Genomic DNA, 20,645 nt, shown 5'->3' with positions numbered 1-20,645 from the left:
GTTATGCATGAAATGAATTTAACGGATAGTCATTATGCAGATAGAGAATTTCAGAAATATGGATCTCAACCTATTGTTGTTGCTTGACGTCATACTGGAAGAGAAACATATTTCTAATGCTGCGCTGCGTCTTAACATGAGCCAGCCAGCGGTCAGTCGATCGTTACAACGACTGAGAGATATGCTGGATGACCCTTTATTGGTGCGTGTGGGTAGTGGTTACCAACTGACTGAGCGAGCGTTGCAGATCCAGCCGCGTTTAAAAAGCTGGCTGGCGGATTTTATGTGCCTGATGCAACCGGAAGAGTTTGTGCCTGAATTAGCCAAAGGCGAATTGACTATCATGTCGATGGACTCCGAAGTCAGCTTATTCTTGCCGAACCTATGGCAAGATCTTCAGCAAGCAGCGCCCAACGTCACCATGCGCTCGATTGGTTATCGTCCGGACTCCGTGACTTTATTAGAAGAAGGTGAGATTGACTTCTTAATTGGCGATGAAAACAAATCTCTGGAAAGCACCAAATATCATAACTATCACCTCGTCCGTCACGACTTTGTCATGGTCATGGCCGATAGCCACCCGTTAAGCAACAAAAAAGTTGACCTCACAACCTACGCCAAACAACGCCATGGCCTAGTAACGGTAACCGGTAAAGGGCAGGGCTTTATCGACACGTTATTGCATAAAGAAGGCTTAACGCGAAACGTCGCCTTGTTTGTACCAACCTTCCACTTAGCGCTCGATATCTGTAGTCGCACCGACCTTATCTTCGCCATGCCACGGCTGGTCGCTGAAAAAGACGCCGAACGTTATGGTCTAGTGATTAAGGAACTACCCTTGAAAATGCCGTTATTAGACATATATCTGTATTGGCATGAGCGCCAACATCAAACGGCGCTTCATCGATGGTTTAGACGCCTCATGCGTGATAGCGTAAGGCGCACAAAAGAAGCAATAACCGCTTAATAAATAATCAATTTAGAGATTATTTATTAGGGATTAGCTATAGCGTTATAGCTAAAGTTAATCTTTTGTGAAAAGGCTTAAGACATCGACGGACAAAAGCGTATAATACGTCCACAAATTTTAAACATTCAAAAACTCTTGGAGGAAATAATGGGAGTATTAGTAGGCCGTAAGGCACCAGATTTTACTGCAGCAGCTGTATTAGGTAATGGCGACATCGTTGAAGACTATAACTTCGGTGAAGCAACAAAAGGGAAGCCAACAGTTGTATTCTTCTACCCACTAGACTTCACATTCGTATGCCCATCAGAGCTTATCGCTTTCGATCGTCGTCTAGCTGAATTCAAAAAGCGTGGCGTAGAAGTAGTCGGCGTATCAATCGACTCACACTTCACACATAACGCATGGCGTAACACAGCCATCAACGACGGCGGTATCGGCCAAGTAGGCTACACGCTAGTTGCAGACGTAAAGCACGAAATCTGCCAAGCGTTCGACGTTGAGCACCCAGAAGCAGGCGTCGCATTCCGTGGTTCATTCCTAATCGACAAAGAAGGCACAGTACGTCACCAAGTCGTAAACGACCTACCACTAGGCCGTAACGTTGACGAAATGATCCGCATGGTAGACGCGCTTCAGTTCCACGAAGAGCACGGCGAAGTATGCCCAGCAGGCTGGAACCAAGGTGATAAAGGTATGGATGCTTCTCCGGAAGGCGTAGCGAAGTATCTTTCTGAGTCAGCTGACAAACTATAATTTAACGAGCTAGATTGTCCGATTTCTTTGTTAGAAGTTGTTCCGAGGTGCTCGATGACCTAATTGGTCATCTCCGCTCCTAAAACAACGTCTGCCGCGAACTCGAAACAATCAATCTATCAGCGTTAAAGATTAAAGCCCTGAGGTGAAAGCCTTAGGGCTTTTTTTACGCAATAAATAATACCCGTCATTCACCACGGGCATTCCCTACGGTCACCCGCGAAGGCTGGAATCTAGTGTCTTTTAAACCTGTTATCTGACCTACAGGGATGTAGGGAATGCAGAGAATTTGTTAGGAACAAATTCTGCCTAACGAAAGCCAGGATCTCATAAAGAGCTCAATTACAACCAACTTCCCTTAACAAATTGATTTTGCTACTATTCATTAAAACAAACGCGACAATGATGTCCAGTTTACTGGGTCTTAGCCATAAAAGCGGACATTAAAAATAAATAATATAAAAGTCAAAAGGTTGCCGGCGTTGTCTGGTAATATAGTGTTATACCTAAAATCGAATATAGAGTATGGAAGCAATATTCAAAGTAATTTCAGAAAAGCCAGAATACGCCGCTTGGGCATTTGGCCTTATAAATGCGCTGTGGTTAGCTTTCTTATACTTTAATAAGAAGAGACATGAGCGCGAACTGATCAGGGTTAAGCAGTCCTTTGATCTTGATCTGGAAAGGCGTAAAAAAGTTTTTGAAATGAAAGCTACTCAATATGAGTCATATTTTAGACACATTGACGCTATACATAATAAGCATCAAACTGATTACCAAGATGTATTTACCCCAATGATGAATGAATTTATGTCCTCCTACTTGCAAGCATGTGACCGCAATGATGAGGTTGAAGCTACTCAGGCCACCATTCGGTTTTCTGAGCAGGTATCAAAAATAACTCGCGATGGGTTCCAAGAGCTTGGTGTTATAGAATCTGAGACAAATAGCTTGCGTTTAACAGCCAGTGATGAAGTTGCCGTTCTTCTTGATGAAATAAAGGAGTTATATGATCAGCTATTTACTATCTCAGGAAAAATGATGTCTGATTTGGTCAAAATCACTATTGAAAACGACCAAGAGTTGGCGGCTGCGAATCAAACTGAACTTACGAGAGTAGGTGGGCTAGCTAAAAGTAAAGCTAAAGAACTCCGTGAGCAAATGCGTAATGACCTTAAACAAATCTAGGTATAACAAAGCTGTCATAGGGACATTTTTTAGATAAGGTATATGGAACGATACAACGAAAAGTCCGATGAGAAGGACGCCAAGTACCTTCTTTCCTATTTAGATGATGTCTTAATTCCGGCATCCGAAGAATTTTTCAACCTGCTAAGCCACAACGAGCTGCGGTTGCATCATGTTTTCTCGTTTAATTCTATTCTTGCTCATGCAGTTGACTATATGGTGTTCATTGCAAAGAAAAGGACAAACGTCTCTAGAACAAGCTTCATCAAGGGCTTCGATGAGCGATATGCAGTCGATGGTTGCAATCACATTAACAATAAGTTTGTCCTTTTGGATGCCGTCAATAATTCTTTCAAGCACGTTGAATTAGATAGGAATAGATATAAACAACTGATTGATCATTATGGTGATTTTTCACTTCATTGTCTTAAGCCTGATCAAGGAAAGATATTCTTTGATATGCCTTCTTACAGGTTTGACTATTCAAGGGTTGTTCTAAGGCCTATTGCTACTATATTTAATTGCGGCTTAAAAAATACGAATGATATCGATGATTTCATAAATGGTCGCATCTGTGGGAGCACAGGGTATGGTAATTTTGACTATGACTACGAAGCTCACGATGCTATCGATAGGATGATCGATTATTGCAACCCTGAATGTATGGATTGCGGTGAATATGCGGATAACTGTGATTGCCCAAACTTCAGTTACGGCACAAAGACAGGGAAGTTCAACGCCAATACGGACCCTAGCTTCGACTTCGACGATGTAATGTCAAACATCAGTGGTACACGAGAGTGGAGCAAGTAACTGAAATAAATGGGGTCGAAATAAATGGTATGAAGAAAATTTTGCCTCACATTGAAGTTGGACATGATCAGTAAACGTAGGGTGTGTCGTGACGCACCAGATGTTTTGTAATCAACCAAGCGGCATTGAGTAACACTTTATGAAAGAAATCATGTACATCGTCATTCTGGCAGCTATAAGTTTAGCTACTTTACCTGTTTGTTCGAAGGGAAATAAAAATTTAGGAAATAATGAATTGGTAGGTGAGGTAGAGAGCAATTGTGACAAATACTCTAAAGATGAACTTTTTCAAAAGTTAATGGATAGTTATAGTTCCAAGGATCTAAAAAGATACTCTACTACGATTAGCTGCTTTAGGAGTCAAACTTCTAACGATGAAGAGTTCATACCTATTTTTTATTTGGTTGCCTATTCAGATGATGACTCTTATGTTCTAGAGGTAATCGAGTCTATTAATAATATCAACCTAAAACTTCCTACGGAAGAATACATAATTCACTTTGCGACTGAAAAAGGATCTATGAAGCTGGTGGAAAGAATTATAGAGTTAGGCGGTAATGCTAATGTTAAGTCTGATTTTAATTTAATGCCTATCGATATAGCTATACAAAAAGATTTAGGGTTATTTGAATTACTCTTGAAGAATACGAAGTTAAATAGGCGGGATTCAAAAAACCTTGTGTCATCAATAATAATGCATTCCAACAGAAATAAGTTTGCAATGGTCGAACTACTACTAAAAAGTGACAACTTTTATAAAGATAAGGAGTTGCTAGATTATATGGAGTACATTTCTAGCCTTAGGGGGTATAACGACATTCTGGGGCTAGTAAAAGGTTATAACTCGAATTAAATAGGGTCAGGGGGAATAAATGGGGGCAGAGTCGATTAATTATAAACATGTAAACGCACTATGGAATTTCTAATGAAACCACTATTTATCACAGTTATATTTCTTTTGGCTAGCTCAGCTGCGGTATCTTGTCCTAATGTAAATGGTACTTGGAAGTCCTCTAAAGTGCTGAGTATGGCATATAACAAAAGACATGCAGATTTAGAGCCTGCACAAGAAGAACTTCTAAATCAGATACTTGGCAATATGGAGATAAGTATCACAAATAATAAAATAATTGAGCATGAACTTCCTACTATTCAAGTAGAGTTGAATGGAAAGGTTCATGACTTTGAATACCAATATAATGAGTATTCTTATAAAACGATAAAGTGCGATGAAAACTCTGTGACTATTGAGTCAAATCACCCGCAAATGGGTAAGCGAAAGAGTACCGCTAACTTTATAAACAAAGATACTTACTGGGTCTCTCCTGAATTTATGACTAATACCAGAGAGTATTTTATTCGTATTAATAAATGATACTCTGTCCCAATTCTTCAAAACCCCACAATACGGCCTTAGCTGTAAAAGATATACCAGTGTTATTTCAATAGTGGTGAATCGAGGGTGTCGGCGGGTGTGCCGATAAGGTCTTCCACAATGTGCTTTATCATGGCGAGGTCAATGTGCTTTTCTTTAATGAGTGCTCGGGTAAGGTCATCCAGAGATTTCTCGCCCTCGGTCTTTTCGCTTATTTCTTGCGCCAGTGCTTCCAGCAAAATGACTGCGCGGGCAGTTTGTTGCCCCGTTGAGGAGCGGCCTCGTAGTTTTGTGATATCTTTACTCCAGTCAGCTAACCAGTCGAAAACGCGTTGGCGTCTGTTTTCGCTCAAGCCACCGCTACGGTAAAGGATTTCAATGGCGTAGTATTCAGCTAGGCCTTCCACTGCCCAGTCGTCGTTACCTTTATCGGTAATACCGGTTAGGGTGTGGAACAGTTCGTGTAGTAAGGTGCTAGTACCGTTTTCACTAACCATGGGGCGGTCGGCATGGAAAAATAGTGAGTTGGGGCCAGATAATCCTCCGCGCCACATCGGATCGAGTGCGGTCACAATCAGTATTCTAGGGGGGAACTCATCCACCAATTCGCGAAGCTGTGGCCAATTCATCAGTATAAAACTGACTAAATCCATACGTTTGACGCCCATGTTTTGAGGCGCGCTGACTGCGACGTGAGTGCCATTTAATTTCTCTCGGCGGGTGCCAATTTTACCCGCGATAAACCAGCCGATGGGGCGATCAAAGCGGCGTTCGGGGTTGTCAATAATAAAGTGTCGATCGTCTTTTTTAGGCCAGCCGCTGTTGATGCTGTTCCAATCTTGAGGCAGTTCAAAGGTGAGACTCGCCTTACTATGGGCGCCTGGCTTGGTACGTACCGTGGCGGGCGGAATAAGGTCGTCGCCACGGAATATGGCAAAATCTTGTTGATAGATAGAGTCATACTCGCCGGGGGAGCGTTCATGATTAAGATTCACTGTGTAACTCAGGCGAGCGTTCTTTTCCGGTGGTTGCCAAATAGCTCGGCCATCTTTTAGCTCTAGCTCGCCATTGCCCTGAACCTTACTATGAAATTCCTCGTCGAGACGGAAATTAATACTATTGATAAGCTTGGCATCGGGCAGGGTAATTTGGACCTCTGCCTGCTCAGTGTCAGGATTAATGGTGGCGTGGTATTGCAACTGATACGTTTTTGGCTGCTTGGCCTTGGCGGTCAATACGGTTAGCAGGCACAATGAAATGAATAGCAGCCCTGAACGAAATAGCAGGTACATTGATAGATTGCTCCCTATGTATCGATTAACGATAAGATGTTACGAATGCATCTAAGGTTGCGTGATTTGGCGATTGGTATCTACAGCTAGGATCACATTTTTTGTTAAATAAGGTAAATTTGTTATCACGGTATTGTTTGAATAAATGGGGTCAGAGTACATTTTTTGTGAGCTTAATAAGTAAACGTAGGGTACCCCATGGGGCAGCCCCTGCGTGGCGACTCACCAATTACTCTGACCTTAGGGCGTCGGTGTAGTATTTACCGACAAGTTTCTTTATGAACCACACCGATTAGCTCAGAAGGTATCAACATATCAACATCGTCACCTTCATCGGGTGCGCGCATGTCGTATTCGCCTTTAACGTCAAACATAAGTTTTTGTTGGGGCTCGTCTTTCAGCGCTAAGTAGGTGGCTTCTAATTCGTAAAAGTTACCTTCTTTGGCGACGGGGTAAGTTTTGCCATTGCTGCAATCGGTGAAGGTTGCTTTGTCTTCAAAGTAAACGTAGAGGCCTTTTTTCGATTCCATGGATTCGGTTGTGGTGTCGATAATTTCTTCTTTTTCAGCAGTTTCTGATTCTTGGCTTTCCATTGAGCTTTCTTGTTCGTTGGATTCAGTAGATGTTTCCTGCTCGACAGGTTTTTCAGTTTGCTGCTGGGGTTTGTTGTCTTCTGAACAGCTGATCAGAAGACTGGAAGCTAGTGTGATCGCTAAAAGGGTTTTTATGTTGGTATGAATCATAGCTATGATGACCTTGTTTATTATTCGCCTTTGTAAATTTTAATCGCTGCTTGCCCGTTGCTGGTTTTCCAGCCATGGTACATGCCTTCGGTGTTGAAACTTGCCATGATGTTGGCGCCTGCGTCTAAACCGATAACGCCGCCGTCACCACCCATCTCGACCAGCTTGTCATGAATGACTTCGTCGGCGGATTCTTGAATGCCTTGGCGCTTGTATTTCACGCGTGCGCAAATGTCGTAAGTTACGGCAGCACGGATAAAGTATTCGCCGTGGCCTGTAGCGGAAACGCCGCAGTTTTTGTCGGCATATGTGCCTGCGCCGATTATTGGCGAGTCACCGATGCGACCGTAGCGTTTGTTGGTCATGCCGCCTGTCGACGTTGCTGCGGCGATGTTGCCGTTTTTGTCGAGGGCTACCGCGCCGACTGTGCCAAACTTTGAGTTCTTGGCTTCGTCCTCAGAAAGCTTAGGCTTTTCTGGCGTGTGTTTTAGGACTTTTTCTAGCTGGTCCCAGCGTCTCTGGGTGAAGAAGTATTTTGTGTCGACCAGTTCAAAGCCTTGTTCTTTGGCAAACTCTTCGGCACCTTCGCGCGCCATCATGACATGAACCGAGTCGGTGCGAACTTTATCGGCTAATAAGATGGGATTCTTGATATGACTCACGCCAGCGATAGCACCTGCCGATAAATCTGCGCTGTACATGATTGAGGCATCCAATTCGTTAACCCCTTCATGGGTAAAGACGGCGCCTTTTCCCGCGTTAAAGAGGGGAGAGTCTTCCATAATCACAATCGAGGCTTTAACGGCATCAATGCTGCTACCGCCTTGCTCTAAAACCGCATAACCAGCGTTTAAGGCTTCATCGAGTTTTTCTCGGTAAGCTTTTTCGGCTTCTGGCGTCATGTTCTTTTTAAGAATAGTGCCGGCACCGCCGTGAATGACTAAGCCATAAGGGCGCTCAGGCTTTTGCATAGCTAGGCTACTGAGGCTCATTGCGGCGAGTGTTGTTAGGGTCAGTGCTTGTAATAGTTTCATTGTAATCTTCATGACCTAATTTCTTAGAGGAGTTTTAACGTTCTATCACATGGTAGGCGTGTTGTTAACTCTGATCTGTGATGCTCAACAAGATTAGGGTAAATTACGCTTGATTTCGATGCGCATGAGAATTATTCTCATTTGTGAGTTTTGGCCGTTTCATAGGTAAGACCGCTAATAATGATAAATAAAGGAGAATCTCGGTGATAAATTATGTGATTAATGCATGGTTAGACAAACGCCAGCCCCATTTAGAGTTAGTGGAGCAAGACAGTGGGCAGGTGATTCGCCGCTGGCAAGGGTGCCGCTTACAGGAACTGTTCAATTCAGGGTTAATTAGTTATCAGGAGTTGCAGACCAGTAGCCAGGCCCAGCTCAAGAAATTGGTAAAAGCGCTAATATTGGAAGTCACGTGCGAAGAACTGTGCGGACGTTGTCTCTATCAGCGCTAAGGTTGGCTACTCATCGTCCTTGCAGCTTTCCAGTTCTGCGACAAAAGGTTCGTTAGCCTGTGACAGATTGGCGCGGTTGACCAAGTGGCAAAACAATTCAGCGGTTTTGGTCGCGTCGTAGAGTGCTGAGTGCGCCTCTTTTTGGCTAAAGGTAATCTCCGCACGTTTACACGCTTGGGCTAGTACGGTGTGACCTAGCATCAGTGCCGACAAGGAAGCGGTATCAAAACTGGTAAAAGGGTGGAACGGGCTGCGTTTGATGTTGGCTCGTTCGACCGCGGCGTTAAGAAAACTTTGATCAAACCAAGCGTTGTGGCCCACTAACACACAGCGGTTACAGTCGGCTTCTTTTTGTTCATTGCGCAGTTCTTTGAAGATAGATTTTAACGCTTCGGCTTCGCTCACAGCATTCCGCAGCGGGTTGTCAGGGTCGATACCCGTAAACTCAAGGGCTCGTTGTTCAATATTGGCGCCCTCAAACGGCTCGACGTTGAAGTGATAGCTGTTATGGACTTCGAGCTGACCATCGTCATTGTATCGAGTGGTGACCGCTGCAATTTCAAGCAGGGCATCAGTTTGGGCGTTAAAACCGCCCGTCTCAACGTCTACAACCACAGGATAAAAACCGCGAAAACGATCCTTAATCGGCAGATTGAGCATGCAAAGTCCTTAGCCTTTTATCAGTCGTCGGTTAGTCAGTTTTCAGCTTCCACTGAAGCATTTCATCAGCACAGAAAGGCACTAGCTTATCATTACCTAAACAAAGATGTTTAGGAACTTTCCATTCATCTTTGACCAGCGTGATTTGTTGCTCGTTGCGCGGTAGACCATAAAAGTCAGGACCATGGAAACTGGCGAAACCTTCTAGGCGGTCCAGTTTATCCATCATTTCGAATGCTTCAGCGTAAAGCTCGATCGCTGCATACGCTGTATAAACACCAGCACAACCGCAAGCCGCTTCTTTTTTGCTCTTGGCGTGTGGGGCGCTGTCTGTGCCTAAGAAGAATTTCGGTGAGCCAGATGTCGCCGCGACTAGAAGCGCCGCTTGGTGCTCTTGACGCTTGAGAATCGGTAAGCAGTACAAGTGTGGGCGAATACCGCCAACCAACATATCATTACGATTTAGAAGCAGGTGGTGCGCGGTAATGGTTGCTGCAACATTAGGCCCTTGTTCATTGACAAAGTCTACAGCGTCTTTGGTCGTGATGTGCTCAAGTACCAGTTTCAAATCAGTGAACTTTTCGACGACGGGGCGCAGTTTGGTGTCGATAAAGACTTTTTCACGGTCGAAGATGTCGATATCGGCGTCAGTGACTTCGCCATGAACCAATAAAGGCATGCCTAACTCAGCCATCTTTTCAAACACCGGGTAGGCGTTTTCAATGTTGGTTAAGCCCGAGTCAGAGTTGGTTGTCGCGCCAGCAGGATAGAGTTTGCAAGCCTTAACAAAACCACTTTTGACCGCGGCTTCAATATCTTCTGGACTGGTGTTGTCCGTTAAATACAAAGTCATCAACGGCTCGAAGTCCATACTTTCAGTGGTATGGCGCATAATCGCGTTGCGATAGTCGTCAGCCTGTTCGACGTTAGTGACTGGCGGAACCAGGTTCGGCATCACGATAGCGCGGGCAAATTGCTTGGCAGCGTCTTTAACCGTGTGCTGCAGGGCTGCGCCCGAGCGAAGGTGAATGTGCCAGTCGTCTGGACGAGTAATGGTCAATGTTTGCATAATTGGTCTCTGCTTCTTCGTTTAGCAGTGCAACCTCTAAAACACGATGTTCTGGAGGGTAGTGATTTAGACAACCCAATGAAGAGTGGGTTTACCTAAAACTATTTATTTAGTTTAATGGCGCGGTATTATACGCAAGTCCATACAGTAACTAAACCCTGTTTCGTAAGAGAAGATGTCGGGAGGCGCCGTGAGATTATTACATACCATGCTTCGAGTTGGTGATTTAGAGAAGTCTATCCATTTTTATAGCGATATCATGGGGATGGAACTTATCCGTAAACATGACTATGAGTCTGGTCGTTTTACGCTGGCATTCCTCGGTTATGGCCCTGAGAAAGATAACACGGTACTGGAGCTGACTTACAACTGGGACACGGATAGCTATGAAAAAGGCGAAGGTTTTGGTCATATCGCCATTGCGGTGGATGATGTGTATGCCGCGTGTGAGAAGATTCGTGACGCTGGTGGGACAATTGTTCGAGAGCCTGGCCCGATGAAACACGGCACCACCGTTTTGGCTTTTGTCGAAGATCCCGATGGCTATAAAATTGAACTGCTAGAAGACCGTCATAACGCCTAGAAGAATTATGAGTATCACTTGTCATTCCCGCCTTCGCGGGAGTGACGAATAAAGTTATTGAAAAGAGAAGACCATGAGCGAAGAACAAACCGTAAGTAAAGCTGGCATGCCAAAAGGCGTGAAAAATGTGTTGTTGATTAACCTCATCATCATCGCCGTAGCCGCGTGGGCGCTGTTTAACATGTACACCGAAACCGGCGCAGAGATTCTAATAGCTTTCGCCACGTGGTCACTGTTCGGAACTTTGGTTTTTTGCGAAATCGTATTGTTGAGCAAAATGCGTAAAGCCTGGGGCATGTTGAGAGCGCTGATTTATACCATCGCGCTGTTACAAGCATTAACCACCATGGTGCTGACCAAAGACTTTTTGTCGCTGTGGGGTGTATTAGCGTTCTTTGGCTCTTTGTTTGTGGTGATATATTTAATTGGTTTGCGGGGCTATTTGAACAGCGACGGCTTTAAGGAATGGTTTGGACAATAAGTGTTTAAACTGATGAGTTTTAAGTCTAATTTATAGGATGGGTTAGCGCAGTGTAACCCATCAAAAAACTGTTGATAAAATAAGTTAAGGTCAAAGGAATGGCTGATTACAGACGAATATATGTACCTAATGGAACTTATTTCTTTACGGTAAATCTGCAAGACCGTAGTAGTAATCTACTGATTAGTGAAATTGCAAAGTTAAGAGCTGCTTTTGCTAAAGTTAAACTTAAGCATGACTTTCATATTGATGCGGTAACCATTCTTCCTGATCATCTTCATTGCGTTGTTACGTTTGGTCAAGCTACGAATTACTCTGACGTTATTCGTCTGATCAAATCATACTTTTCTAAATCGTTACCAAAAGGTGAGCATCGAACTGCATCAAGAGTAAGCAAGTCTGAGCGAGGCATTTGGCAGAGACGTTACTGGACACACCTGATTACCAGTGAGGATGATTACAATCGCCACATCGAATATTGTTATATCAATCCTGTAAAGCACGGTTATGTGGAGCGTGTTAGAGATTGGCCATATTCCAGTTTTCATCGTGACGTTAAGCGCGGACTGTTTACAAGCGATTGGGGTGGCACTAAGGGAGGTTTTGAGAAAATGCTTGAGTTTGGTGAGAGATAGATAATGGTGGGTTACGGATAAATCCTAACCGGGCCTGCCCCTTTGGGTGCACCCTATGTATAAATTAACTTTAATCCTAACCGATAGGATGGGTTAGCATAGCGTAACCCATCAACCTAGTCGTAACTTTAAAGTTATGATTACAAAATCTAATCAAAACACCTGCTTCCCATACTAAATATCCTGCGAATTTCCCTTGATAAAAGGCCGGACCACGCTAGGATAAAGACACACCATTCGTAATGGTTTTGTCATGAACTCTTAATGCTTCGTTATGCAGTAGCTGTGACGTTCCTGAGCAGCGCTTTATAACTTAGAGTCGCCTGTAATAAAGGAGGTAATCGATGGAGTTCCTCGATCCTGTACTCCTCGCGAGGATACAGTTTGCGTTTACAATCGCGTTTCATATTGTCTTTCCTGGCCTGTCCATTGGTCTCGCTGCTTATCTTGCTGTTCTTGAAGCCCTTTGGCTTAAAACCAATAAGAAAATTTATCTTACTGCCTTTAAATACTGGCTAAAAATCTTCTCGATTATTTTCGGTATGGGCGTCGTTTCAGGCGTGGTGATGAGCTACCAGATCGGCACTAATTGGAGCGTGTTTTCTGACAAAACCGGACCGATTCTTGGCCCTTTGATGGGCTATGAAGTGTTATCCGCATTCTTCCTTGAGGCTGGTTTCTTGGGCGTGATGTTATTTGGTATGGAGAAAGTGGGTAAGAAGCTTCACTTTTTCGCAACTCTGATGGTGTCTATCGGAACTTTGATGTCGGCGTTCTGGATTTTAAGCGTAAACAGCTGGATGCAAACGCCTACAGGCTATGCGTATAACGAGGTAGGGCAGTTTATCGCTGAAGACTGGTTTGAGGTGGTGTTCAATCCATCGTTCCCTTATCGCTTGGCGCATATGACGACAGCGGCTTTCTTAAGCACAGCGTTTTTAGTGGGTGGTGTCGCTGCTTGGCATCTATTAAAAGAGCGCAAAGAAAAGATCAAAAACGAAACTGCTCGACTGATGTTTTCCATGGCGATGTGGATGGCTGCGATTGTGGCGCCAATCCAGTTGTTTATCGGTGACTTGCATGGTCTTAATACGCTAGAGCATCAGCCCGCAAAAGTCGCTGCGATGGAAGGTAACTATGAAACGCAAAAAGGCGCGCCCCTGATTTTATTTGGTATTCCGAATGACGAAGAAGAGCGAGTAGATTACGCGATTGAGATTCCTAAAATGGCGAGCTTTATTTTAACTCATGACATGGATGGTGAGCTGGTGGGGCTTGATCAGTTTGCGAAAGAAGACCGTCCCAACACTAAGTGGGTGTTCTACAGTTTCCGCCTGATGGTCGCTATTGGTATGGGTATGATTGCTATCGGTTTGTTTAGCCTGTTTTTACGTTGGCGTAAGAAACTTTATGACAATCGCTTCTTACTCAAAACAGCGGTGTGGTTCGCGCCATCGGGCGTGGTCGCGACCATTGCTGGTTGGATTGTCACTGAGGTAGGTCGTCAGCCGTATACCGTCTATGGCTTGCTTAGAACGTATGATTCACACTCACCACTCGATGCACCGGCGGTTGCCACGTCACTTGCTATTTTTGTTCTGGTTTACATATTGGTGTTTGGTGCCGGTATTGTTTATACGCTGCGCTTGATGAAAGTTCGTCCTGGAGACCGCGGTGAACTATCTGATGAGGAAAGTAAGGTGAAGTCATCAGTGACCTTATCTAACCGTTTGCCTCACGAGTCAGACAAAAAAGGGGCGAATAAAGAGGAGAGTAATCATGATTGATTATGCACTAATCTGGGCTGGGCTCATCGCGTTCTCGGTTCTTGCCTACATCATTCTTGATGGCTTTGATTTGGGCATTGGTATCATGTTTCCCTTCATCAAGAAGAAGGAAGACAAAGAAACGGCGATGAATACTATTGCGCCGATTTGGGATGGTAACGAAACCTGGTTGGTGCTTGGTGGCGGTGGTTTGTTTGCTGTTTTCCCCTTAGCCTACGCCATTATTCTTCCTGCGCTTTATATGCCAATTATTTTGATGTTGATGGGACTAATCTTCCGTGGCGTTGCCTTCGAGTTTCACTGGCGCGCGCGGAAGTCGCAACATCTTTGGGACAAAGGTTTTGCCATTGGCTCCTTGGTTGCAGCACTGTGCCAAGGTATCGCTTTAGGCGCATTAGTCCAAGGCATCGCGGTTGAAGGTCGAGCGTACGCTGGCGGCTGGTGGGATTGGCTAACGCCTTTCAGTATGACTACGGGTATTGCGCTAGTGGTGGGGTATGTTTTGCTGGGTTCGACCTGGCTTAATATGAAAACCACTGGTAGCTTACAAAAGCAGTCTCGTGGCATCGCCAAAATCGCAGGCATCGCGACCTTTGGTTTTATTGGCTTGATAAGTTTGTGGATGATTTTTATTGAGCAGCAATATTTACACCGCTGGTTTGATGCGCCCAACATTTACTATTTGTTTGTGGTGCCTGTGTTGGTGTTTATTGTTGGTGTGAGTTTGTTTATTACGCTTAAAAGAGAGCGCGACGTTAGCCCATTCTTGTTATCAATATCCTTATTCTTGCTGAGTTATATTGGTCTAGCGATTAGTCTTTTCCCCAACCTAGTACCACCTTCGGTCAGTATCTGGGATGCTGCAGCGCCAGACTCTAGTTTGAAATTCCTACTCGTAGGCTCAGCATTTTTGTTGCCGATTATCTTAGCTTACACCACCTATGCTTACTGGGTGTTTAGGGGCAAAGTTAAAGAAGGCGAGGCGTATCATTAATGGTTGATGATAAAAACGATAAGCAGGTGGATAAACAAGAGACTGACGACAAACCAGGGTGGAAAAAAGGACTCTGGTTTGTTGGACTGTGGTTGGGTGGCGTGTTGGTTCTCGGTACCATTGGTTTTTTAATCCGTTTAGTTTTAGGTTAGTAGTAATATGCTACAGCAGATCGAAAAAGACATTTCCTGTCCTTACTGCGGTGAAGTTATTACGGTGTTGATTGATAACTCAGTGCCGTATCAAGAGTATATTGAGGACTGTCAGGTGTGTTGTCGGCCAATTGAGTTTAGTGTTGTGGTTAACGGTGAGGATGTTGAGCTCACCGTTAACGCGGACTTTTAGTGAATATCGCTTTATACTTTTAGCTAAGACTGGTCTTGCTTAGGAATTTATCCCAAAGACACGAGTTGATTAGAGAGTAGTACCGAAAAATATTAACACATCGAAAAAATAATACGCCGACGAAAGCTTTGTTTATTAAGCCCGGTAAAGGGACGAAGAGTAAGTGTTTAGACAAGCTTTAGTAGCTCTGATATATTTTCACTGGCTTAAACTATCCACTTTGGAAGAACGAAATTGAAAAGGATGACCTCTTGATAAGACTGTTATTGGCTACTATTCTTTGTGTGCTTTCTTTTGACTCTTATTCTCTTGAGCCAAGAGAAGTAAAGCAATGGAAGGATGACCTACAGGTTTATGAGGATAAACTTTCTCACTTACACATCGACATATTTCATTCAGTACCGGCTAAAGATTTTAGACAACAGCTTCGTGGATTAAGAGAGCGCTTACCATCCATGTCCCGGAGCCAAGTGATCGTTGAGTTGATGAAAATCACCCGAACGATTAACGATGGGCACACTTCAGTCCCGCTTTGGAATCAAAAGCTTAAAAAGTTTCCTATAAAGTTTAAAGCAATAAAGGGTGACTTTTACGTAACCGCTGCAACATTTGAACACTTCAATTTATTAGGCGCAAAGTTACATTCTATTAATGGAACCTCAAAAGAGATTATTTCTAATAAATTTTCACAAATTGTACCTTTCTCAGAAAACAACTATTCAGTAATGTCTAATACTGGATATTATTTAAATAGGGCAGAGCTTCTAGAGGGGCTCGGCGTAACCGATAACGTATTTTCGGTTCAGTTTGAGTTTTTAATTGGTGATGAAGTAGTCAAAGTGCCGTTAAATTCAAGCACTTCGCATGATGATTTTAAAACTTTGCGCTATAGAAGTATCAGTGCCACAGGTATTGATATTGTAGAAAAGGTTAACTCTAACGTGTGGTTTGGTTCAGCTCTTGATGGTAAGGCAGTTTATTTTAAATTCAGACGCTACCCATCTATGTCAGAAATGGAGTCTTTAGCAGAAAAGTTATTAGCATTTATTAATGATAATCAGTCCAAAAACCTGATCATTGATCTGCGCGAGAACTACGGCGGTGACTTCTTTATTGGACTCAAGTTAGCCCAACACCTGGTATTAGCGGATAGCATAGACTGGAAGTCAGGCGTTTACGTCTTAATTGATAATGAGACCTTTTCTGCCGCGATGAGTAATGCTGCCCAATACACGCAGATACTGAATGCTAAGCTGGTAGGCGAACCGACAGGCGCTAAGCCATCTGGTTATCAAGATATGGGCCAGTTTACGCTACCTAACTCAAACCTTGTTGTGACCTACTCAAAGCGCCTTTATCGCTTTAAAGATGAGGGCAAAGATGCGTTGTACCCAGACGTGACCATTCCTTTATCAATTGATGATTATATTAATGGTCAGGACAAACCTTTAAACTGGATCATAGCTGAGCTAAAAGAGAATTAGGCTAGGATGCTTATTTGTCTCCAGCAAACGCCGCAAACACTTCTTCACCAGTCATCATCTTGGTTTTATTGACGAAGTCGTAATAGCGGGGTTTTTCGTCAATAAATATTTGGGTGGTGAATTCAGCGCTCTCTAGGCCATCAAGGCTATCAAATAAACCTGCTGGCATGATGTATTGGTTGGCTTCTTTGAGTCGATAGAATAGGTGAGTACCGCAGTTTGAGCAGAAACCTCGTTCCGCCCATTCAGATGAACTGAAGACTTTAATGTGCTCATGCCCTTCAAAATTCACTTCCGTTCCACAATCGATGGCGAGGAAGGGGCCGCCTGACCACTTTCGGCACATTGAGCAGTGGCAGGAGTCGACGTGAGGCTTGGTTTCGGCGACATTGATGCTGACTTTTTTGCATAGGCACTGGGTTTTGAGACTGATGGTAGACATAGTAAATCCGTTATAGTTTGCCAATAATATCCAAAGTTACCGTAAAGGCCTTCAAAAGCAAGAATATTTCTCGTGATCCCTTGCATATTTTACTAATTCCACCATAATCGACCACTTGCCTTAATTTTTTGTCAAAACCGCAGAAATACCGTTGGGTAGCGTGGTTTTTGGCGATAAAATACAAATTATTTAATCATTCATTGAATAATAGGCCATTCGTAGGGCTTATATTCGAACAGAGAGATTTGCAATGCCTGTAATTACTTTACCCGATGGAAGTCAACGCGAGTTTGATAACGCCGTTTCTGTACATGATGTAGCGAACGATATTGGCCCTGGTTTAGCCAAAGCTGCTTTAGCTGGAAAAGTGGACGGAAAGCTGGTTGATACCAGTTATGTCATGGATTCCGACGCTCAGCTGGCGATTATCACTGAGCGTGATGAAGATGGCTTAGAGATTATCCGTCACTCAACGGCTCACTTGTTGGCACAAGCAGTTCAACGTTTGTTTGATAACGTTCAAGTCACCATTGGCCCCGTGATTGATCATGGTTTCTACTATGACTTCGCGACGGAAAAGCCGTTTACAGAAGACGATCTGCGCGCTATCGAGAAAGAGATGGAGAAGATTTCAAAAGAAAATCTTCAAGTCGAGCGTACGGAAATGGAGCGTGACGAAGCGGTTGCCTTTTTCCGTAACATGGGTGAAGAGTACAAGGCAGAAATTATCGAGTCGATTCCAAGCGATGAGGCGTTATCGTTATATCGCCAAGGTGACTTTATCGACTTGTGTCGTGGCCCGCATGTTCCTAGCACTTCAAAACTGAAAGCGTTTAAGTTGATGAAGGTTGCTGGAGCTTACTGGCGCGGCGATTCGAACAATGAAATGTTGCAACGTATTTACGGTACGGCCTGGACCAATAAGAAAGAGCTTAAAGCCTATTTGAGACGTCTTGAAGAGGCCGAAAAACGTGATCACCGTAAAATTGGTAAAGCATTAGACTTGTTCCATCTACAGGAAGAAGCGCCAGGCATGATTTTCTGGCACGACAAAGGCTGGTCAATTTATAAAACGCTTGAGCAGTACATTCGTGATCGCTTAAAAGAGCACGATTATCAAGAAGTGAAGACGCCTCAAATCGTCGATCGTAGCTTGTGGGAAAAATCGGGTCACTGGGATAAGTTCGGCGACGACATGTTTACGCTTGAATCGGATCAGCGCGACTACGCGATTAAGCCGATGAACTGCCCATGTCACGTACAGATTTATAACTCGGGTTTAAAGAGCTACCGTGATTTGCCGTTACGCATGGCGGAATTTGGTTCATGTCACCGTAATGAGCCGTCAGGCGCGTTACATGGCATCATGCGCTTGCGTAACTTTGTACAGGATGATGCGCATATTTTCTGTACAGAAAACCAGATTCAAGAAGAAGTCTCGAAGTTTATTGAGATGCTGTATGACGTGTATCGTGACTTCGGCTTCACTGACGTCATCGTAAAGCTGTCGACTCGTCCAGAGCAGCGCGTCGGTTCGGATGAAGTCTGGGATAAAGCGGAAGCTGCGCTGGCGGATGCACTGAAAGCGAACAATATTGAATTCGAATATCAGCCAGGCGAGGGTGCGTTTTATGGGCCAAAGCTTGAGTTTACTTTAAAAGATTGCTTAGAGCGTCATTGGCAGTGTGGTACTATCCAAGTAGATTTCTCAATGCCGGGTCGTTTAGGCGCTGAATTTGTCGCCGAAAGCGGCGAAAGAGAAGTTCCGGTGATGCTTCACCGTGCTATTTTGGGATCATTAGAGCGTTTTATCGGTATTTTAATCGAAGAATACGCTGGAAAATTCCCGGCTTGGTTAGCGCCAACTCAGGCCGTCATCATGAATATTACCGATAAACAGGCCGATTTTTGCCAAAAAACGGTCGATTCCTTGAAAAATAAAGGATTTAGGGTAAATTCGGACTTGAGAAATGAGAAGATCGGATTTAAAATTCGCGAGCAGACATTAGCACGTGTTCCGTTCTTACTGGTAGTCGGGGATCGTGAAGTTGAAAATGGTCAGGTTGCTGTCAGAACTCGTGAAGGCGAGGATTTGGGTAGCATGAGCATTGATGCCTTTGCTGAATTGCTTGAAGCGGAAGTCGCTAAGCGAGCAAGAAAGGCTGATTAATTTGACTTAATTTTAACCAATTAGAGGATTAGACACATTAAAAAAGGTCAAAAGCGCGACGATAGACAGCGCATAAATGAAAATATTCGAGCGAAAGAAGTTCGCTTAATTCAAGCCGACGGTGAAAATGTTGGTGTGGTTGATACAAAGGATGCTCTAGCACAAGCTCAAGAAGCGTCGCTAGATTTAGTAGAAGTATCACCGGATGCGAATCCTCCAGTCTGTAAAATTATGGACTTTGGTAAATACTTGTTTGAGCAGAAGAAAGCGAAAGCTGCTGCTAAAAAGAAGCAGAAAGTTACCCAAGTCAAAGAAATTAAGTTTCGCCCAGGGACGGATATAGGGGACTATAAGGTAAAACTACGCAACCTTATACGTTTCTTGGAAGATGGGGACAAGACGAAGATCACTGTCCGCTTCCGTGGTCGTGAGATGGCGCACCAAGAACTCGGAATGGAGTTATTGAAGCGTGTCGAAAAAGACCTGGAAGAATACGGTTCAGTTGAGCAACGTCCATCAATGGAAGGTCGTCAAATGACGATGGTGGTTGCCCCCAACAAGAAGAAGTAATTGAGCTTTCAGCAATAGCTGGATAGAAGTCCGAAAGGCGCTTACTTTGCTTCAATAGGTTGGATAAATCGGCGTTAGCTGAATTATCCGTTTTAGTAACTCATCATGGCAACAAACGATTGCCCAAGCTTCGGCGAGGGAAATGGCCATGACAGTAATCAAATGCGAGTATATTATTATGCCAAAGATGAAAACTGACAGCGGTGCTTCGAAGCGTTTCAAAAAAACAGCTTCGGGTCGTTATAAGCACAAGCAATCACACTTGCGTCACATCTTGACCAAGAAATCCACCAAGCGTAAGCGTCATTTGCGCCACGGCAAGCTAGTTGATGCCGCGGATACAAAGCAAATCGATCGTATGCTTCCTAACGGTTAATGGGTGAGGATTAAGAAATGGCAAGAGTAAAACGCGGTGTGACAGCTCACGCACGTCACAAAAAAGTTTTAAAGCAAGCTAAAGGTTATTACGGTGCACGTAGTCGTGTTTATCGTGTAGCTAAACAAGCTGTAATTAAAGCGGGTCAATATGCATATCGTGACCGTCGCCAACGTAAGCGTCAATTCCGTTCTTTATGGATTGCACGTATTAACGCTGAGGCGCGTACACACGGTTTGTCTTATAGCCGTTTTATCAATGGTTTGAAAAAATCAAACATTGAAGTTGATCGTAAAATGCTAGCAGAATTGGCAGTTTTTGATAAAGTGGCTTTTGCTGCTTTTGCAGACCAAGCTAAATCTGTCCTAGACGCTTAATCTAAGCACTCTGTTCTTTAGTTTGATACTAAGTTAAAGAATAGCATTTGTT

At 43.9% G+C, this 20,645-nt stretch carries 25 protein-coding genes; 19 read left to right on the top strand and 6 right to left on the bottom strand.

What is annotated here, in order from left to right; translation table 11 throughout:
- The first annotated feature begins 34 nt into the window (after nucleotides 1–34).
- The 6 genes from ABD943_RS02530 (at nucleotide 35) to ABD943_RS02505 (ending at nucleotide 5,099) form a co-directional block, all read left to right on the top strand.
- Entirely contained in the window at nucleotides 35–967 is a 933-nt protein-coding gene (locus ABD943_RS02530) for a LysR family transcriptional regulator (protein ID WP_345291617.1), read from the top strand.
- A 150-nt stretch (nucleotides 968–1,117) separates the two neighbouring features.
- Nucleotides 1,118–1,723: a peroxiredoxin gene (locus ABD943_RS02525; protein ID WP_345291616.1), complete on the top strand. Its 606-nt coding sequence runs from the start codon at nucleotides 1,118–1,120 to the stop codon at nucleotides 1,721–1,723.
- A 525-nt stretch (nucleotides 1,724–2,248) separates the two neighbouring features.
- On the top strand, nucleotides 2,249–2,911 hold the full coding sequence (locus tag ABD943_RS02520; protein WP_345291615.1) for a hypothetical protein: 663 nt from the start codon (nucleotides 2,249–2,251) through the stop codon (nucleotides 2,909–2,911).
- Between the two features lie 42 nt (nucleotides 2,912–2,953).
- Nucleotides 2,954–3,724: a hypothetical protein gene (locus ABD943_RS02515; RefSeq protein WP_345291614.1), complete on the top strand. Its 771-nt coding sequence runs from the start codon at nucleotides 2,954–2,956 to the stop codon at nucleotides 3,722–3,724.
- Nucleotides 3,725–3,863: 139 nt separating this feature from the next.
- The gene (locus tag ABD943_RS02510; RefSeq protein ID WP_345291613.1) at nucleotides 3,864–4,577 is read left to right on the top strand and encodes an ankyrin repeat domain-containing protein; all 714 of its coding nucleotides are present in this window, start codon (nucleotides 3,864–3,866) and stop codon (nucleotides 4,575–4,577) included.
- 72 nt (nucleotides 4,578–4,649) lie between these two features.
- Nucleotides 4,650–5,099: a hypothetical protein gene (locus ABD943_RS02505; RefSeq protein ID WP_345291612.1), complete on the top strand. Its 450-nt coding sequence runs from the start codon at nucleotides 4,650–4,652 to the stop codon at nucleotides 5,097–5,099.
- Nucleotides 5,100–5,161: 62 nt separating this feature from the next.
- Here ABD943_RS02505 and ABD943_RS02500 read toward each other — a convergent pair whose 3' ends face one another.
- The 3 genes from ABD943_RS02500 to ABD943_RS02490 form a co-directional block, all read right to left on the bottom strand.
- Nucleotides 5,162–6,391, bottom strand: a complete 1,230-nt coding sequence (locus ABD943_RS02500; protein WP_345291611.1) for a hypothetical protein — start codon at nucleotides 6,389–6,391, stop codon at nucleotides 5,162–5,164.
- Nucleotides 6,392–6,651: 260 nt separating this feature from the next.
- Complete coding sequence (locus ABD943_RS02495) at nucleotides 6,652–7,134, bottom strand: hypothetical protein (RefSeq protein WP_345291610.1); 483 nt, start codon at nucleotides 7,132–7,134, stop codon at nucleotides 6,652–6,654.
- Between the two features lie 20 nt (nucleotides 7,135–7,154).
- Nucleotides 7,155–8,168 carry an isoaspartyl peptidase/L-asparaginase family protein gene (locus ABD943_RS02490; RefSeq protein ID WP_345291609.1) on the bottom strand — a complete coding sequence of 338 codons (1,014 nt, stop codon included), beginning with the start codon at nucleotides 8,166–8,168 and terminating at the stop codon, nucleotides 7,155–7,157.
- Between the two features lie 203 nt (nucleotides 8,169–8,371).
- On the opposite strand from ABD943_RS02490, the gene ABD943_RS02485 reads away from it, so the two are divergent.
- Nucleotides 8,372–8,620 (top strand): hypothetical protein, encoded by a 249-nt coding sequence (locus tag ABD943_RS02485; RefSeq protein WP_345291608.1) that lies wholly within the window; start codon nucleotides 8,372–8,374, stop codon nucleotides 8,618–8,620.
- 6 nt (nucleotides 8,621–8,626) lie between these two features.
- Here the strand turns inward: ABD943_RS02485 and rnt are convergent, their stop codons facing one another.
- A complete protein-coding gene (gene rnt, locus ABD943_RS02480) occupies nucleotides 8,627–9,280 on the bottom strand; it encodes a ribonuclease T (protein WP_345291607.1) in 654 nt (217 codons plus the stop codon).
- Nucleotides 9,281–9,311: 31 nt separating this feature from the next.
- Nucleotides 9,312–10,349 carry a dihydroorotase gene (pyrC, locus tag ABD943_RS02475; protein WP_345291606.1) on the bottom strand — a complete coding sequence of 346 codons (1,038 nt, stop codon included), beginning with the start codon at nucleotides 10,347–10,349 and terminating at the stop codon, nucleotides 9,312–9,314.
- Between the two features lie 190 nt (nucleotides 10,350–10,539).
- Between pyrC and gloA the strand changes: the two genes are divergently transcribed.
- The 8 genes from gloA (at nucleotide 10,540) to ABD943_RS02435 (ending at nucleotide 16,658) form a co-directional block, all read left to right on the top strand.
- Nucleotides 10,540–10,932 carry a lactoylglutathione lyase gene (gloA, locus tag ABD943_RS02470; RefSeq protein ID WP_345291605.1) on the top strand — a complete coding sequence of 131 codons (393 nt, stop codon included), beginning with the start codon at nucleotides 10,540–10,542 and terminating at the stop codon, nucleotides 10,930–10,932.
- 73 nt (nucleotides 10,933–11,005) lie between these two features.
- Nucleotides 11,006–11,413 carry a hypothetical protein gene (locus ABD943_RS02465; protein ID WP_345291604.1) on the top strand — a complete coding sequence of 136 codons (408 nt, stop codon included), beginning with the start codon at nucleotides 11,006–11,008 and terminating at the stop codon, nucleotides 11,411–11,413.
- A gap of 98 nt (nucleotides 11,414–11,511) precedes the next feature.
- Nucleotides 11,512–12,048, top strand: a complete 537-nt coding sequence (locus tag ABD943_RS02460; protein ID WP_345291603.1) for an REP-associated tyrosine transposase — start codon at nucleotides 11,512–11,514, stop codon at nucleotides 12,046–12,048.
- Between the two features lie 344 nt (nucleotides 12,049–12,392).
- A complete protein-coding gene (locus ABD943_RS02455; protein ID WP_345291602.1) occupies nucleotides 12,393–13,835 on the top strand; it encodes a cytochrome ubiquinol oxidase subunit I in 1,443 nt (480 codons plus the stop codon).
- On the top strand, nucleotides 13,825–14,829 hold the full coding sequence (gene cydB, locus ABD943_RS02450) for a cytochrome d ubiquinol oxidase subunit II (protein ID WP_345292674.1): 1,005 nt from the start codon (nucleotides 13,825–13,827) through the stop codon (nucleotides 14,827–14,829). The genes ABD943_RS02455 and cydB overlap by 11 nt, the downstream gene beginning before the upstream one ends.
- Nucleotides 14,829–14,981: a DUF2474 domain-containing protein gene (locus ABD943_RS02445; RefSeq protein WP_345291601.1), complete on the top strand. Its 153-nt coding sequence runs from the start codon at nucleotides 14,829–14,831 to the stop codon at nucleotides 14,979–14,981. Before cydB ends, ABD943_RS02445 begins: the two co-directional genes overlap by 1 nt.
- Before the next feature lie 7 nt (nucleotides 14,982–14,988).
- Nucleotides 14,989–15,174 carry a CPXCG motif-containing cysteine-rich protein gene (locus ABD943_RS02440; protein WP_345291600.1) on the top strand — a complete coding sequence of 62 codons (186 nt, stop codon included), beginning with the start codon at nucleotides 14,989–14,991 and terminating at the stop codon, nucleotides 15,172–15,174.
- 251 nt (nucleotides 15,175–15,425) lie between these two features.
- Nucleotides 15,426–16,658: a S41 family peptidase gene (locus ABD943_RS02435; protein WP_345291599.1), complete on the top strand. Its 1,233-nt coding sequence runs from the start codon at nucleotides 15,426–15,428 to the stop codon at nucleotides 16,656–16,658.
- Between the two features lie 10 nt (nucleotides 16,659–16,668).
- On the opposite strand, the gene ABD943_RS02430 is transcribed toward ABD943_RS02435, so the two are convergent.
- Nucleotides 16,669–17,100, bottom strand: a complete 432-nt coding sequence (locus tag ABD943_RS02430) for a GFA family protein (RefSeq protein WP_345291598.1) — start codon at nucleotides 17,098–17,100, stop codon at nucleotides 16,669–16,671.
- A 250-nt stretch (nucleotides 17,101–17,350) separates the two neighbouring features.
- Between ABD943_RS02430 and thrS the strand changes: the two genes are divergently transcribed.
- The 4 genes from thrS to rplT all read left to right on the top strand — a co-directional run bounded on the left by thrS (nucleotide 17,351) and on the right by rplT (nucleotide 20,593).
- Nucleotides 17,351–19,270, top strand: coding sequence for a threonine--tRNA ligase (gene thrS, locus ABD943_RS02425; protein ID WP_345291597.1), 1,920 nt, complete (start codon nucleotides 17,351–17,353; stop codon nucleotides 19,268–19,270).
- 36 nt (nucleotides 19,271–19,306) lie between these two features.
- Nucleotides 19,307–19,840 carry a translation initiation factor IF-3 gene (infC, locus tag ABD943_RS02420; protein WP_345292673.1) on the top strand — a complete coding sequence of 178 codons (534 nt, stop codon included), beginning with the start codon at nucleotides 19,307–19,309 and terminating at the stop codon, nucleotides 19,838–19,840.
- A 178-nt stretch (nucleotides 19,841–20,018) separates the two neighbouring features.
- Complete coding sequence (rpmI, locus tag ABD943_RS02415; protein WP_251357788.1) at nucleotides 20,019–20,216, top strand: 50S ribosomal protein L35; 198 nt, start codon at nucleotides 20,019–20,021, stop codon at nucleotides 20,214–20,216.
- A 17-nt stretch (nucleotides 20,217–20,233) separates the two neighbouring features.
- Entirely contained in the window at nucleotides 20,234–20,593 is a 360-nt protein-coding gene (rplT, locus tag ABD943_RS02410) for a 50S ribosomal protein L20 (RefSeq protein WP_345291596.1), read from the top strand.
- Nucleotides 20,594–20,645 lie beyond the last annotated feature (52 nt).

The organism is Kangiella marina (genome assembly GCF_039541235.1).
Classification (GTDB): domain Bacteria; phylum Pseudomonadota; class Gammaproteobacteria; order Enterobacterales; family Kangiellaceae; genus Kangiella; species Kangiella marina.
Note: the sequence above shows the minus strand (reverse complement) of the source record. Positions and strands in the feature narration are given on the sequence as shown.